This window comes from Romboutsia lituseburensis DSM 797 (assembly GCF_900103615.1).
Classification (GTDB): domain Bacteria; phylum Bacillota; class Clostridia; order Peptostreptococcales; family Peptostreptococcaceae; genus Romboutsia_F; species Romboutsia_F lituseburensis.
The window spans coordinates 145,646-162,197 of record NZ_FNGW01000003.1; the positions used below are offsets into that span (position 1 = coordinate 145,646).

General features: G+C 27.6%; 13 protein-coding genes and 1 pseudogene. 12 read left to right on the top strand and 2 right to left on the bottom strand.

Annotated elements, in window-relative coordinates; translation table 11 throughout:
* Window positions 1-139 precede the first annotated feature (139 nt).
* Entirely contained in the window at window positions 140-1,171 is a 1,032-nt protein-coding gene (gene gap, locus BLP75_RS06515; protein ID WP_092724846.1) for a type I glyceraldehyde-3-phosphate dehydrogenase, read from the top strand.
* 215 nt (window positions 1,172-1,386) lie between these two features.
* Entirely contained in the window at window positions 1,387-2,598 is a 1,212-nt protein-coding gene (locus BLP75_RS06520; protein ID WP_092724847.1) for a CD0519/CD1768 family membrane protein, read from the top strand.
* A gap of 110 nt (window positions 2,599-2,708) precedes the next feature.
* Here BLP75_RS06520 and BLP75_RS18120 read toward each other — a convergent pair whose 3' ends face one another.
* Entirely contained in the window at window positions 2,709-2,882 is a 174-nt protein-coding gene (locus BLP75_RS18120; RefSeq protein ID WP_170139124.1) for a hypothetical protein, read from the bottom strand.
* Window positions 2,883-3,063: 181 nt separating this feature from the next.
* Between BLP75_RS18120 and BLP75_RS06525 the strand changes: the two genes are divergently transcribed.
* The 7 genes and pseudogenes from BLP75_RS06525 (at window position 3,064) to BLP75_RS06555 (ending at window position 13,149) form a co-directional block, all read left to right on the top strand.
* Window positions 3,064-4,659, top strand: a complete 1,596-nt coding sequence (locus BLP75_RS06525) for a Na/Pi cotransporter family protein (protein WP_092724848.1) — start codon at window positions 3,064-3,066, stop codon at window positions 4,657-4,659.
* 243 nt (window positions 4,660-4,902) lie between these two features.
* Window positions 4,903-9,135, top strand: a complete 4,233-nt coding sequence (locus tag BLP75_RS06530) for a 2-hydroxyacyl-CoA dehydratase (RefSeq protein WP_092724849.1) — start codon at window positions 4,903-4,905, stop codon at window positions 9,133-9,135.
* Between the two features lie 255 nt (window positions 9,136-9,390).
* Window positions 9,391-10,689: a YopA family protein gene (locus BLP75_RS06535; RefSeq protein WP_092724850.1), complete on the top strand. Its 1,299-nt coding sequence runs from the start codon at window positions 9,391-9,393 to the stop codon at window positions 10,687-10,689.
* Between the two features lie 106 nt (window positions 10,690-10,795).
* Window positions 10,796-11,107 (top strand): annotated as a pseudogene (locus tag BLP75_RS06540) (Spx/MgsR family RNA polymerase-binding regulatory protein); the annotation flags it as partial.
* 155 nt (window positions 11,108-11,262) lie between these two features.
* Entirely contained in the window at window positions 11,263-11,637 is a 375-nt protein-coding gene (locus tag BLP75_RS06545) for a GntR family transcriptional regulator (RefSeq protein WP_092725245.1), read from the top strand.
* A 10-nt stretch (window positions 11,638-11,647) separates the two neighbouring features.
* Complete coding sequence (locus tag BLP75_RS06550) at window positions 11,648-12,499, top strand: ABC transporter ATP-binding protein (RefSeq protein WP_092724851.1); 852 nt, start codon at window positions 11,648-11,650, stop codon at window positions 12,497-12,499.
* A 5-nt stretch (window positions 12,500-12,504) separates the two neighbouring features.
* Window positions 12,505-13,149, top strand: a complete 645-nt coding sequence (locus BLP75_RS06555) for an ABC-2 transporter permease (RefSeq protein ID WP_092724852.1) — start codon at window positions 12,505-12,507, stop codon at window positions 13,147-13,149.
* Between the two features lie 194 nt (window positions 13,150-13,343).
* Here the strand turns inward: BLP75_RS06555 and BLP75_RS06560 are convergent, their stop codons facing one another.
* Window positions 13,344-13,580, bottom strand: a complete 237-nt coding sequence (locus BLP75_RS06560) for a hypothetical protein (RefSeq protein WP_092724853.1) — start codon at window positions 13,578-13,580, stop codon at window positions 13,344-13,346.
* A 323-nt stretch (window positions 13,581-13,903) separates the two neighbouring features.
* On the opposite strand from BLP75_RS06560, the gene BLP75_RS06565 reads away from it, so the two are divergent.
* The 3 genes from BLP75_RS06565 to larE all read left to right on the top strand — a co-directional run bounded on the left by BLP75_RS06565 (window position 13,904) and on the right by larE (window position 16,548).
* Window positions 13,904-14,872 (top strand): nucleoside hydrolase, encoded by a 969-nt coding sequence (locus BLP75_RS06565; RefSeq protein WP_092724854.1) that lies wholly within the window; start codon window positions 13,904-13,906, stop codon window positions 14,870-14,872.
* Window position 14,873: 1 nt separating this feature from the next.
* Window positions 14,874-15,440 carry an ECF transporter S component gene (locus BLP75_RS06570; RefSeq protein ID WP_092724855.1) on the top strand — a complete coding sequence of 189 codons (567 nt, stop codon included), beginning with the start codon at window positions 14,874-14,876 and terminating at the stop codon, window positions 15,438-15,440.
* Between the two features lie 298 nt (window positions 15,441-15,738).
* Complete coding sequence (gene larE / locus BLP75_RS06575) at window positions 15,739-16,548, top strand: ATP-dependent sacrificial sulfur transferase LarE (protein WP_092724856.1); 810 nt, start codon at window positions 15,739-15,741, stop codon at window positions 16,546-16,548.
* The last annotated feature ends 4 nt before the right edge of the window (window positions 16,549-16,552 follow it).

A 16,552-nucleotide genomic window follows, 5' to 3' on the forward strand; every position in this document is an offset into this window, starting at 1 on the left:
ATGATACTATTCCTTTTTTATTGTAAAAAATAAAATATATAGTATACAATTTTAAATATATAGTGTATACTATATTTAAAATAAAGAGGAAAATAAATGAATTAGTATATAATAAATGACGAGCTAGGGGGACATAATTATGAAGATAAAAGTAGGTCTAAATGGATTTGGAAGAATAGGAAGAGCTGTTTTAAGAATAGCTGGTGAAAGACTTGATGAAAATATTGAAATAGTAGCAATAAATGCAAGAGGAACAGCTGAGACTTTAGCACATCTATTCACATATGATTCTTGTTATGGAACATTTAAAGGTGAAGTTGAAGCTAAGGACGATGAAACTTTATTAATAAATTCAAGAGAAATAAAAATTTTAAGAAACAATGATCCTAAGGATATACCTTGGAAAGAGTTAGGAGTAGATATTGTTGTAGAATCTACAGGTATATTTACAAAAAGAGAACAAGCTCAAAAACATATTGATGCAGGAGCTAAAAAGGTAATAATAACAGCTCCAGGAAGTGATGAAGATTTAACTGTAGTAATGGGTGTAAATGAAGAAAAGTACAATGATAAAATTCATAATATAATATCTAATGCATCTTGTACTACGAATTGTCTAGCACCACTAGCAAAAGCAATAGATGAGGCATTTGGTATAGAAAAAGGATTAATGACAACTATACATTCATACACTAATGATCAGCAAATATTAGATAAAAATCATAAGGATTTAAGAAGAGCAAGAGCAGCAGGTGAATCTATGATACCAACTACAACAGGAGCAGCAAAAGCTGTGTCAAAAGTTTTACCTAAGTTAGAAGGTAAATTAAATGGATTTTCAGTAAGAGTTCCAACACCTACAGTTTCATTAGTTGATTTAGTATGTGAATTGAAAACAGATGTAACAAAAGAACAAGTAAATAATGCATTAAAAGAAGCGTCTCAAACTAGATTAAAAGGAATATTAGGATATTGTGAAAAGCCGTTAGTGTCAGTTGATTATAAACAAGATGAAAGATCTTCTATAGTTGATGGTTTGTCTACTATGGTTATGGATAATAAAATGATTAAAGTTGTTTCTTGGTATGATAATGAATGGGGATACTCAACTAGAACGGTGGATTTAGTAAATCATATTGCAAGAAATATGTTTAAACAGTCAAATAATTAATATAAAAAATTAGTTATAAATAAACAAAATGCCTATACTTCATGCATTATGAGGTATAGGTATTTTGTTTAAGATGACAAAAAATACTAAAAAATGAAAAAAAACTAGAATAAGCATGAATTTTATTATATAATATACCAAATGCAATAAATGGAAACTTAGGCTTTAAGTGAAGTCAAAGTCAGATTTTAAAATTTAATAAGGGGATGATTTACATGGATAAGAGCGTAGAGAGAAGGAGAGTCAAGGCCATTGGGCTTGAGACTTTCGTATTTTTAGCGCTACTACTAGCTGGATTTGGATATATAGCTAGTATAATGGGTGCTGGTGTAATGTTTAAAGTTATAATGAGCACAGCACACGATTTACTTTTAAACACAGTATTTTTAATAATGGCAATGGCTGTATTAGCAGGTGCACTTAGTGCATTATTATCAGAATTTGGAGTTATTTCACTTTTAAATAAATTATTTGCCATTTTTATGAAACCCTTATATGGACTACCCGGAGCGAGTATAGCTGGAGCTATAACGACTTACTTATCTGACAATCCTGCAATAATTTCATTTAGCAAAGATAAAGCCTTTACTAAATATTTTAAAGAATATCAAGTTCCTGCATTATGCAACTTAGGAACATCTTTTGGAATGGGTCTTATTGTAACAACATTTATGATATCTCAAGGTGAAGAATATGTATTACCAGCAATAATAGGAAATATAGCTGCAATAATAGGAAGTATAGTAAGTGTTAGGATAATGCTGCACTTTACTAAAAAATTCTATTTAAAAAATGAAGAAAGTAATTCTATAGAAGAAGTTGCAGTTTCACTTATAAATGAAGATTGTAAAAAAAATATACAATTAGAAGATTCACAAGAATATAGAGAGATTAGAGATGGAAGCATATTTCAAAGAGTGTTAGATGCGATGTTGGAAGGTGGAAAGTCAGGAGTAGAGTTAGGATTAGCTATTATTCCAGGAGTATTGATAGTATGTACATTAGTCATGTTACTAACTTTTGGACCTTCTGTAGATCCAGCAACAGGAAAAGAAGTTTATAAAGGTGTAGCATATGAGGGTATAGCTTTACTTCCTGTTATAGGAGAAAAGTTAAGATTTATATTAGAGCCTATGTTTGGATTCACATCGTCACAAGCTATAGCATTTCCTATTACATCATTAGGTGCTGTTGGAGCCGCAATGAGTTTAGTACCAAAATTTATAGCGGATAATGTTATAACTCCTAACGATATAGCTGTATTTACTGCTATGGGAATGTGCTGGAGTGGATACTTAAGTACTCATGTAGGTATGATGGACGCGTTAGATGCTAGAGGTTTAACTAGTAAAGCGATACTTTCTCATACTATTGGTGGGCTTTGTGCAGGTATGGCAGCTCATTTTATATTCGTTATTTTAGGTTAAATTTGCATAAAAAAGTAGACTTAAGAGTTCTTAAGTCTACTTTTTTTACTTTTTACTAAGTACGGAGTTTATTTAACGTGCCAATTAAATCTAACTTTAGATGCTTTAAATTACTTAGATGTATTTTTGTGAGACTTTATAGGTCTAGCAGTATTTTGACTAACAGAACCTGTTTTAGAAGGTCTTAAGCGAGGTTCAATATTAAGTTCCTCTGCTATCTCTAAGCTTGATTGTGCTACATTTTTGCACTGTTTAGGGTCTTTAATGTTTTTATTCTTTGCCATGATGTCCTCCTAAGTGAAAAATTATTCAGCAGTAATAATTTAACCAAAATAATTATTTTATATTATGTAAGATAAGGAAATTAAAAAATAAAGCTCTCTTTATAGTTATATTAATGTATTATAAATTCTAAAATAGATAATCATATACCTAGAGAGTTTAAGCATTAAAGGAGGTATTATTTTGAATATAGCAATAAGTCTTATTGGAGGTTTAGGACTTTTTTTATATGGCATGAGCCTTATGGGAGAGGGATTACAAAAATCAGCAGGAGATAAATTAAAAAGAATAATAGAACTTTTGACCAGTAATATAATAATGGGAGTTTTAGTCGGAACGGTCGTTACAGCTATTATTCAAAGTTCTAGTGCAACAACTGTAATGGTAGTAGGATTTGTAAATGCAGGACTTATGGGGCTTTCTCAAGCTATAGGAGTTATAATGGGTGCTAATATAGGTACTACTGTCACAGCTCAGTTAGTTAGTTTTAATTTAGAAGGGCTAGCACCAATAACATTAGGAATAGGTATTGTATTATACCTTTTTTCATCAAAACCTAAAGTGAAAAATATTGCAGAAATATTATTGGGATTCGGTATATTATTTACAGGGATGGAATTTATGAAAGATGCTGTAAATCCTTTAGCTGAATACAAAGGATTTACAGATGCACTTATTAGTTTTGGACAAAGACCAATACTTGGACTACTTTTAGGTTTAGTTATAACAGCCATTGTTCAAAGTTCAAGTGCTTCAATGGGGATGCTAATAGCTTTAGCTGCTCAAGGGTTAATACCATTAAGCTCAGCACTACCTATACTATATGGTCAAAATATAGGTACTTGTGTTACTTCTCTAATTTCAAGTATAGGTGCAAATAGAAATGCTAAACGAGCTGCGATAATGCATTTATTATTTAATATAATAGGAACAATGATATTTTTATTATTTTTAAATAAGCCAGTAGTATCAATTGTAACAAAAATTAATCCAAATGATGTAGCAAGACAACTAGCTAATACTCATACGTTATTTAATATAATTTCAGTAATAATTTTACTTCCATTTGCGAAATATATAGTAAAAATAGCAATGAGAATAATACCAGAAGGTGCAGATGAAAAAGAAAATGAAACGTTTCTTGATGAAAGGATTCTAGAAACACCTTCTATAGCATTTGGTAATACTATTAAAGAAACTCTAAAAATGGCTGATTTATCAAAAGACTGTTTAAATACATCTTTAAATAGTTTTTTTAAGAAGGATTCTAAAGAGGCTCAAAATGCTTTAGAAATGGAGACAAAAGTAAAAGAATTACAGAAAAGCATATCTAACTATTTACTAAAACTATCAAAAACATCTATTACAAAAGAATCAATAGATGATATAGATAATTTGTTTAATACTATAAATGATATAGAAAGAATAGGTGCACATTCAGAAAATATTGCTGAGATATCAATAGAATCGATCGATAAAAAGGTAGAAATGTCTGATGAAGGAACTAGAGAAATAAACCAAATGTATGAAAAAGTAAAAGAAAACTGCGAAAGTATTATAAAACTAATAGAAACTAAAGACTCTGATATTGCACGTAAAATAATAAAAACAGAAGAAGAAGTTAATAAAATAGAAAAGTCTATAAGAGTAAATCATATATATAGATTAAATAATAATGAGTGCAATATAGATTCTGGAATTTTATATCTTGATTTAATAACAAATTTAGAAAGAATATCAGATCATTGTTCAAATATAGCTAAAAGAATATATAATTAAAATTATTTAGAAATAGGTCATATTAAATGACCTATTTTTTTACGGAAAAATCAATTTTTTATATAAAAATATTAAATTAATAAATTATTAAAAAATATAACGAACAAGAAAAAATGATAAAAAAATACATTAAATAAATTATCCAACATATAAGATATCTAAAATGCATAAATTTTAATATTAGATAAATAGGTTTTTATTAAAAATATAGTCAAATATATTTATGCATTTGGGGGGATAGAAATGGAGGAAGTATTTCGCATAGGTATTGATATTGGTTCAACTACAGTTAAAACAGTAGTGCTTGGTACTAACAATAATATAGTATATAAAGAATATAAAAGACATTACTCAGATGTAAAAAAATCTGTAAAAGAAGTCTTAGTTAATATTTATAAGAAGTTAGAAAACTCAAAAGTTACTATTGCTATAACTGGTTCAGGGGGTATAGATATCTCTACAAAACTAGATATTAAATTTATTCAAGAGGTCATATCATCTACAAAAGCAATTGAATATTTTTATCCTCAAACAGATGTTGTAATAGAACTTGGAGGAGAAGATGCAAAAATAACTTATTTAAGCGGAGGAATTGACCAAAGAATGAATGGTATTTGTGCAGGAGGAACAGGTGCATTTATAGACCAAATGGCATCTCTTTTACAAACTGATGCTATAGGCCTAAATGAAATGGCAAAAGATTATAAAGTAATTTATCCTATAGCATCGAGATGTGGTGTATTTGCTAAAACAGATATACAGCCTCTTATAAATGATGGAGCTAAGAAAAGTGACATTGCCATGAGTATTTTCAATGCAGTTGTTATGCAGACCGTAAGTGTATTAGCTTGTGGAAGAAAAATTAAAGGTAAAATAGCTTTTTTGGGAGGCCCACTATATTTTTTATCACAGCTTAGAGAATGTTTTAAAAAAGTATTAAAACTAGATGATAAAGACATAATTTTTCCAGAAGATGCACAACTTTATGTAGCCATGGGAGCAAGTTTGCTATCTAAAAAAGAAGATAGTATAAACTTAAATGATTTAATAAGAAAAATACAAAATCTAGACATTGAAGATTTTGATAATGTAAATAAATTAGAGCCTTTATTTAAAGATGATTTAGAATATGAAGAATTTATAAAAAGACATGAAAAAAATTTAATTAAAATCAAAGGTATACAAGATTTCGAAGGTGACTGTTTTTTAGGGATAGATGCAGGTTCTACAACAACTAAAGTAGCGTTGATAGATGATAAGGGCAATTTATTATATACACACTATAGTAGTAATGAAGGAAGACCATTAGAAACAGTTATAAATGTAATGAACGAAGTATATGATATACTTCCAAGTAAATGTAATATAGTATCATCTACTGTAACTGGATATGGAGAGGGGCTGATAAAAAAAGCCTTAAAAATAGACTATGGAGAAATAGAAACTATAGCTCACTATAAATCAGCTAAATTTTTTAATAAAGATGTTGATTTTATTCTAGATATAGGTGGGCAGGACATGAAATGCCTAAAAATCAAAAATGGAGTTATAGATAGTATTATATTAAATGAAGCTTGTTCTTCAGGTTGTGGATCATTTTTAGAAACTTTTGCAACATCTTTATCAATGGATATAAAAGAGTTTGCTAAAAAAGGTATATGTTCAAGGTTTCCTGTTGACTTGGGATCTAGATGCACAGTATTTATGAATTCTAGAGTAAAGCAAGCGCAAAAAGAAGGTGCAACTATAGCTGATATTTCAGCAGGCCTTTCATACTCAGTAATAAAAAATGCATTGTTTAAAGTAATTAAAATAAGAGATGTAAATGAAATAGGAAAACATATAGTAGCTCAAGGTGGAACATTTTACAATGACTTAGTTTTAAGAAGTTTTGAAAAACTTACAGGTAAAGATGTTATAAGACCATCTATTGCTGGAATTATGGGAGCTTTTGGAGCAGCTTTAATAGCCAAAGAAAAATACAAATATGGAAATAAGACCAATTTATTAAAAAAAGAGGAACTGAAAGATATAAATCTAGATGTAAGTGTAAATAGGTGTGGAGGATGTTCAAATAATTGCTTATTGACTATAAACAAGTTTTCAGAACAAGAGGTGTTTGTGTCTGGAAATAGATGTGAAAAAGGAGAAATTATTTATAATAAAAATAAAAAAGTAAATAAAGCTATAAATCTATTTAAATATAAGTACAATAGAGTATTTAGATATAAGCCTTTATTAAAAGAAGAAGCTTTTATGGGAGAAATAGGAATACCTAGAGTATTGAACATGTATGAAAATTATCCGTTTTGGCATACGTTCTTTACAGAGCTAGGATTCAGGGTAGTGTTATCTAGTAGATCTTCAAAAGATATTTATGAAAAGGGTATAACTTCTATTGCATCAGAAACTGTATGCTATCCTGCAAAATTGGCCCATGGTCATATAGAATCATTGATAGAGCAAGGAATAAAGTATATATTTTATCCGTGTATAACAAATGAGAAAAAAGAGGATATAAGTGCAAATAATCATTATAATTGTCCAGTGGTTATATCATATTCTGAAGTTATAAAAAATAATGTTGAAGAAATTAAAGAAAATAATATAACTTATATAAATCCATTTTTAAGCTTGAATAATAAGGAAAAATTAAAAGATAGACTTTATGAAGAATTGTCTAAAATTTTTACCAATATATTAAAAACAAATATAGAAAAAGCAGTAGAAAGAGCAAGTGAAGAACAAGAAAATTTTAAAAGGGATATTGAATGTGAAGGAGAAAAAGCACTTTTAGAAATTAAAGAAAGAGATATAAAAGCTATTGTTTTATGTGGTAGACCATATCACCTAGACCCAGAAATAAACCATGGAATACCAGAAGTAATAAACTCATTAGGTATGGCAGTACTGACAGAGGACTCAGTAAGTCACTTAGGAGCTGTAAAAAGGCCATTAAGAGTTGTAGACCAATGGGTTTATCATTCACGACTTTATAGAGCGGCAAGTTTTGTCAAAAATGAAAAAAATTTAGAATTAGTTCAATTAAATTCCTTTGGATGTGGAATAGATGCTGTAACAATAGATCAAGTACAAGAAATCTTGAATGAAGGTTCTAAAATTTATACGACTATAAAAATAGATGAAGGAAATAATCTAGGAGCGGCTAAGATAAGATTAAGATCATTAAAAGCCGCAATGTCAGAAAGAGAAATAAATTGTCAGAATGATTATATAGAAAATAAAAAGATTGAATATACAAAAGGTATTTTAACTAAGAAGCATACCATATTAGCTCCACAAATGTCTCCTATACATTTTCAGTTTTTTGAAGAAGCTGTTAATTTAAGTGGGTTTAGATTAGAGATATTAAATTCAACAGAAAGCAATATTGTAGAAGAAGGATTAAGATATGTAAATAATGATGCTTGCTATCCAGCTATAATTGTAATAGGTCAGATAATAAATGCATTAAAATCAGGCAAATATGATTTAAACAATACATCTGTTGTAATAACTCAGACAGGTGGAGGATGCAGAGCTACAAATTATATAGGATTTTTAAGAAAAGCAATGTATGATGCTGGATTTAAAGAGGTGCCTGTAATATCTTTAAGTGTTAATGGAATAGAAAAAAATGGACTAATAAAAAATGTTAATTTGAAACTTATAAATAGAATATTTATGAGTGCTATATATGGAGATTTACTTATGAAAGTTTTGTATAGAGTAAGACCTTATGAAAAAGTGAGTGGTAGTAGTAATCTTCTTTATGATAAATGGGTAAAAATATGCAAAGACTCACTTAATAAGGCAAATGTAAAAACTTTTAACAAGAATATTAAAGAAATAATTTATGATTTTGATAACTTAGAGTTAGTAGATGTAAAGAAACCAAAGGTAGGTTTAGTTGGAGAAATTTTAGTCAAGTTCCACCCGCTTGCTAATAACTATTTAGTTGATATTATAGAAAATGAGGGTGGAGAAGCTGTTGTTCCAGAACTTATAAACTTCTTTTATAGTTGTTCACTAAATACCGTTTTTAAATATCAGTATTTAGAGGGAAAATGGATAACTAAAGAAATAGGTAAATCTGTTATATGGTTTATGGAAAACTATCAGAAAACTTATAAGGAAGAGTTAAGAAAAAGTAAACGATTTAATTGCCCACAAAAAATAACTAATATTGCTAGAAGTACTCAAAAAGTGATTTCAACTTGTAACCAAACAGGGGAGGGTTGGCTATTAACAGGTGAGATGATAGAATTAATAGAGGATGGAGTAAATAATATTATATGCATGCAGCCTTTTGGATGCCTTCCAAATCATATAACTGGGAAAGGTCAAATAAAGGAACTTAAAAGAATTTATAAAAATGCAAATATAATACCGATTGATTATGACCCATCAGCTAGTGAAACAAATCAGTTAAATAGAATAAAATTAATGCTATCAACAGCATTTGAGAATATATAGTTTAAGATAAAAGGTGCTAAAAATATTATTTATAGCACCTTTTATTTATATTTAGTTTATAGCCTATATTTTAATATATTATAGAATTTTATAATTTTGATATAATAAATAATTTTAAATTATATTGTGATTTTTTTGTTAAAATGTAAACACAATATAATGAATAAACAATTAATTATAAGTTATTCTACATATTATATGAATGATTATGTTATAATTATATAGAATTAAAGAAATAGTAAAGGTGGGCTAGCTATGAAGGTAGTTAACAATGCTATATCTTCGGATTATTTAAGGTATAAAGTAGATGAAGATATAAGTATTTATCAAGGTAGATTTTGTATTTACTTAGATAAAAAATACAGATGTAGTGGAATAATATATTACAAAATGACACCTCCAGTATCTATGAATTTTAAAGCTCAAATATTATCGGTAGAAGATGAAGATATTGATTTAGATTTAGACTATGACGATGCAATACTAGAAATGTATGGATATAAACCAATATCAATAACAATAAATACTATAAATGATTTTAATATAGAAGGATATGCTAATGATAATTACATAAAATCTAAGAACTCATATGTAGAATATATTGACTTTCATATAGTAAATTTAGATAAGTTTCCTGGAACTCTTATAAAACACGTGGATAAGTTGTTTGCGGGTAGGATACAATTTGAATTAAATGACTTTGTCATAACAATAGATAAAAGGTATGATTATAGAAAAGAGTTGTATGAAGAATTAAAAGCAAAATCGGGGAGTATAATAACTCATATTGGTAGAATAGAAAGAAAAGATAAAAAATTATTTAGAACAAATAATATGCTAAATTTCATAGATAGGCTTTCATTTGCATTAAGTTTTATGTGTGGTAGATATGTAGGCATTTGTTTAGTTAAAGGATATCAAAATAATAATAATGTATATAGATTATGGAGAGAAAACATAATAAGTCCTTATAAGTTTGTTCCTACATGGACAGATACATTAGCTAATCATCATAATATAGAAAAGTATATGTCTTTAATGACTAAAAAACTAGAAGATGGATATTGTGGTCCTGTTATAAAAACAGTTATTGATTGGTACATAGAGTCTTTAGGTGAAATTACTATAGAAAATAATATAATATCTATACAAATAGCCCTAGAAACATTATCGTATATGATTTTAGTAGAGCAGGAAAAAATATTAAATGATCAAGAGTTTGATACGAACAGTGCTGCTAAAAATATAAAAATGGTATTAGATTTATGCAAAATACCATATAGTAGTGATGAACTAGAATTGTTCGATGATTGGATAAGAGCTAGATTTGATGATGGAATTGATTTGATAATTTATTTTAGAAATAAGATAGTACATCCAACGAGAAAAGATAACAGAGCTACACTTACTGTTGAAGACATGTGGAATATAATTCAAATTGGGACAAGATATGTAGAGCTAATAGTCTTATCGTTTATAGGATATAAGGGAGAATATTCGAATCGTTTAAAAGAAAGATGGTTTGGAGAGGTTGAAGTGGTTCCTTGGAATTAAATTTGATTTAATAGAAACTATTTGGGTATATATAAAATATAATAAACAGCAAAGGGTGATACTTATGATAAAATTTTATGGATATTCAAAATGATCGACTGTAAGAAAAGCCAAGGCTTGGCTTAAGGATAATAATATAGACTTTGAGGATATAGAAATAGTTAAAAATCCTCCAACAAAAGATGAATTAAAAAATATGTATGAAATAAGTGGATATGAATTAAAAAAATTTTTTAACACTAGTGGAGTAAAATATAGAGAATTAGGTTTAAAAGATATTGTTAAAACAGAATCTAATGAAAAGCTTTTAGAAATATTAGCTAGTGATGGAATGCTTATAAAAAGACCTATAGCATTTGACGGTAAAAATGTTGTTATTGGTTTTAAAGAAGATGAATGGAAAGAGAAATTATTATAAATAAAAACTCCTATTGAGTAACGTTATATTACTCAATAGGAGTTTTTTTATAAAAAAATATAGACTAAGTGTAACTTAAGTGTTATTATATGTATATAGATAATATATACACTTTATATACAGATATACACAGTGTATTAGATAGAGGTGATAAATTGAATATAAACGTTAGTAATTCATCAACAATACCTTTATATGAACAAATTCAAAATCAAATAAAGGCGCAAATATTAAGTGGATGCTTAACACCAGGAGAAGGATTACCATCAATAAGAAACTTGGCTAAAGAACTTAAAGTAAGTATAATAACTACCAAAAGAGCTTATGAAGAATTAGAAAAAGAAGGATTCTTACAAACTGTAGCAGGTAAAGGGACTTTTGTAGCTCAGCAAAATACAGAAAGATTAAAAGAAATGGCTATGTATGAAATTGAAAGTAAGCTAGAAGAAATCATAAAACAAGCTAAATCTGTAGGGGTAAGTTTAGAAGAAGGTATAGAAATATTTAAAAGTATATATGAGGAAGTTTAGGAGGAGAGATATGAGTGCTATAGAGATTAGTAATGTAACAAAAACTTTAAATGAATTTGAGCTAAATATAGAAAATTTAAACATAGAAAAAGGATTTATAACAGGATTTATAGGTCCTAATGGAAGTGGAAAAACTACTACTATAAAGCTGATTTTAAACATGATTTTTAAAGATAGTGGTAGTATAAAAATATTTGGAAAAGAATATAAATCTGATGATATAGATATAAAACAGATGATAGGATATGTTGGAGATGTATCCGGATATATTCCAGAATCGAAATTAAAAGATATAAAAAAAGGTATTTCAGTGTTTTATAAAAATTGGGATGAAAAAGTATATCAAAAATATGTAGAAAAGTTTAAGTTAAATGAAAACAAAAGATATAAAGACTTATCAAAAGGTCAACAAAAAAAGTTTGAACTTGTAATGGCTCTTTCGCATCACCCTAAAATAATAATAATGGATGAACCAACAGCTAATTTAGATCCTTTAGTAAGAAATGAATTTTTAGAAATATTACAAGAACATATAGAAAAAGAGGAAGCGACAGTATTTTATTCTACTCATATAACTTCAGATTTAGATAAAGTATCTGACTATTTAGTATTTATATATAATGGGAAAATAATATTTAAAGGTGAAAGAGATATTATATTAGACAATCATAGGATCATAAGAGGTAATAAAAATTTAATAGATAATGATACAAAGAAAGAACTAGTTAGCTTTAAAGAAAATCAGTTTGGGTTTGAAGGTTTAACATCGAATGTAAAATCCGCTTATGAAGTGTTTGGAGAAGAAGTTGTATATGACAAAGCTAACTTAGAGGATATTTTAATGTACTATACAAGGGGGTAAACTATATGAATAATATAATAAATCTTACAAAAATGAGTTTTTTAAATTTGAAATCAGTATTTAAACAAATATGGCTTATAGCAGCTATATGGATAGTAGTTTCTGCTTTTAATCCTACATTTTTAAATATGCTATTTGGAATGATTATAGTGTTGACTGTATATCAAGTAATGGCATACGAAGACATGAACGGAATAGATAATATAATATCTGTAATGCCTGTAAAGAAAAAAGAGTATGTACTTTCTAGATATTTAATGGGCATAATTGCATTGTTTATAAGTATCATAATAGTATCGATTGAATACTTTGTAGCACTTAAACTTAATCAAAATTTAATTTCATTAGATGTTTTATTAGTTGCAGGTGGAACTGTTGGTGTTATTGCAATGTGTATCGTAATACCTATTTTGCTTAAATTTGGAATAAACAAAGGAAGAGTAGTTGTTATATTAATAATGATGGTTTTAATGATGATACCATCTGGAGTAATAGGATATCTAGCGGAGTCTCCAGAAGCTATGGAGAAAACAATAGAAATGATAAATAATGTTGGAATTTCTTTGATAGCATTTGTTTTAAACTTTGTGGTTTTAGCTATATCAACTACTATATCAATAAAAATATATGAAAATAAAGAAATAAAATAAAGATATATATAAATAGGCTATAACAAATATATAGCCTATTTTTTATGCTTAAGGATATTATGATACCTCGTTTTTTATGGATAACTCATAAAAGTAAGTTATATCAATAAATTGTTTTCAGTCATAAAAAACATTTTGAGCAACGGACAAAGTCGTTGGCGACATGAGCGAAGCGAATTTTTTATTTTGTGAACTTATAAATTTTCTTTTATATAGATTTTAGGAATATACATAGTTACACCATTAAGCTTAGTGATACTATCATAAATTAGTTTACTGTTGCTAATCAAGTCACAACTATCTAATTCTAAAGTTAAAATAACTTGACTATAAGATACTACATCTAAAATACTGCTGTTTTCCCTAAAGTTTAATTTGATATTTTTATTACATCTAAGAAAATTTTGTAAGATGTCATAATTGATATTCATTGTCATCACCCCTAATAATTTATATAATACAATAAATACCAATAAAATTCAAATTTAAACTATAAAAATCTATTTTGTAAGTATGTAGATAATCGATTTCTGGATTAATTTTAGATTCTATTTATCTAGATAATCAATTTAATATATGATATACTTACAAAAGTAGTATGAATCTAAAGGATTAATATTACAACTTGTTCGAGAACCTCCAAGTATAAAAAACTAAGGTATTTATATAGTGGCAGTATATAAGTTTTACCCTTAGCTATGACCTTATAGGTTGTAAGGTTCTCCTTTAAATAACTTTTTAGGAGGAATTTGTTATGCAAAAAAGAAAGGTAATAATTGATTGTGATCCAGGAATTGATGATTCTTTGGCACTACTTTTAGCTTTAAACTCACCAGAGCTAGAAGTTTTAGGAATTACTGTATGCAGCGGTAATGTACCTGCAAAATTAGGAGCAAAAAATGCTCTAAAGACACTTCAAATATGTTCTTCTTTACATATTCCCGTATATGTAGGTGAAGAATATCCACTAAAACGAGAACTTGTAACAGCTCAAGACACTCATGGAGATGATGGATTAGGTGAAAATTTCTACGAAGATGTAAATGAAGCTAAGTTTTATGAAGGAGGAGTAGATTTTATAATAGATACTCTAAATAACAATGACAATGTATCTATTATAGCTTTAGGACCTCTTACAAATATAGCTAAAGCATTAATGAAAGATAAAAAAGCTTTTAATAACTTAGATGAATTTGTGTCTATGGGAGGAGCTTTTAGAATTCATGGAAATTGTTCTCCAGTAGCAGAATTTAATTATTGGGTTGATCCTCATGGAGCAGACTATGTTTACAAGAACTTACCTAAAAAAATTCATATGGTAGGATTAGATGTAACTAGAAAAATTGTACTTACACCAAATATAATTGAGTTTATAAATAGACTTGATAAAGATATGTCTAAGTATATAACTGAAATAACAAGATTTTATATTGATTTTCATTGGGATCAAGAAAAAATTATTGGGTGCGTAATAAACGACCCATTAGCAGTAGCATATTTTATAGATAGAAACATTTGTAAAGGCTTTGAATCTTTTGTAGAGGTCGTTGAAGATGGTATTGCTATGGGGCAATCAATAGTAGATTCTTTTAATTTTTATAAAAAAGAAAATAATGCTATTGTATTGACTGATGTTGATAAAAATAAATTTATGAGTATGTTCTTAAAGAGAATGTTTAATGGATACGATGATATTATAGACTCTATAGAAGGAGTTATATAATATGGAAAATAAAAGTATAGATATAAGAAAATTAAGTTTAATGAGCCTAGGAATTGCTATAAATATAATTGGAGCTTTTGTAGCGCTTATGCTAAAGCTTCCAATATACTTAGATTCTATAGGAACGATAATGATAGCTTGTATTTTAGGTCCTAAATATGCAGTAATGACAGGGGTTTGTGGAAGTTTACTAAGTGGGATGACATTTGATATATACTCACTTTACTTTGCACCAGTTCAGATATCTACAGGACTTATTGCAGGAATTATGTATAAAAAAGGATTACTAAATGGTAAAAAAAGAATATTGGGAGTAATGGCATTTTCAATACCAACATCAATAATAAGTTCAGTAATAGCAGCATATTTATTTGGTGGTGTTACATCATCTGGATCATCGTATATAGTTCAAGTGCTAAAGGCTTTAGGTGCTAATGATGTTTTAAGTGTATTTGTTACACAGGTATTTACAGACTATATAGATAAGTTTGTAGCTACAGTATTAGTATCATTATCTATTAATGAACTTTCAAAGAGTTTTAATTCACCTATAGTGAATAATAAATAAAAAAATAGTATATATAAGTTTTTACTATAATGAAAATAGGGTTAAGAGTTTCTGTCTTTGAAGCTCTTAATCTTATTTTTTTTAGAATATATAGTTATTTTAATATATAAAATACATATTAAAATAAATTTAAAGCTACAATATATCAAATTAAGTTTGATTTATATATGTATATTTTATATAATTAGTGTATTATACTCTATATAAATATAGATTGATATTATATTTAAACCTCTTAGAATCAAACAATAAATATTTATTATTTGATAAATAAAATTTATAAGGAGGTAATTTTTATATGCAAGTAAGCGAAAAGTTAAATAACCTTAAATCTAAACTATTAGAATTAGAAAGTGTAGCAGTGGCATATTCCGGCGGTGTAGATAGTAATTTTTTACTTAAAGTAGCAAAAGAAATGCTAGGAGATCGTGTTATTGCAGTAACACTTAATGCTATGATGCATTCAGATAGAGAAATTGAAGAAGCAAAAGAGTATGCAAAACAATTTGGTGTAGAACATATTGTGGTAGATATTGAAAATTTCGATGTAGATGAATTTATAAATAATAATGTGGATAGATGTTATCATTGTAAAAAAGCTGTATTTGGTACAGTAAAAGAGATTGCAAAACAACATAACATTAAGAATGTTTTAGATGGAACTAACTTAGATGATTTAGGTGATTTTAGGCCAGGTCTTAAAGCTTTAAAGGAATTAGATATAATTAGTCCTCTTAAAGAGTGTGAGTTAACTAAAGAAGAGATAAGATTTTTATCAAAAGAAATGAATTTAAAAACTTTTAATAAGCCTGCTTTTGCATGTCTTGCAACGAGAATTCCTTATGGAACAAAAATTACAAAAGAAGTGCTTAGAAAGATAGAAAAAAGTGAAGAATATTTAGTAGAACAAGGGTTTAATCAATTTAGAGTGAGAATTCATGAAAATATTGCAAGAATAGAAGTAGGAAAAGATGAAATACATAAATTTTTTAATGAAGATTTACTAAATAAAACAAATAAAAAATTAAAAGATATAGGGTTTGAATATGTTACCTTAGATATGGCAGGATATGAGATGGGTAGCATGAATAAAGGTATACAAAAATAGGAGG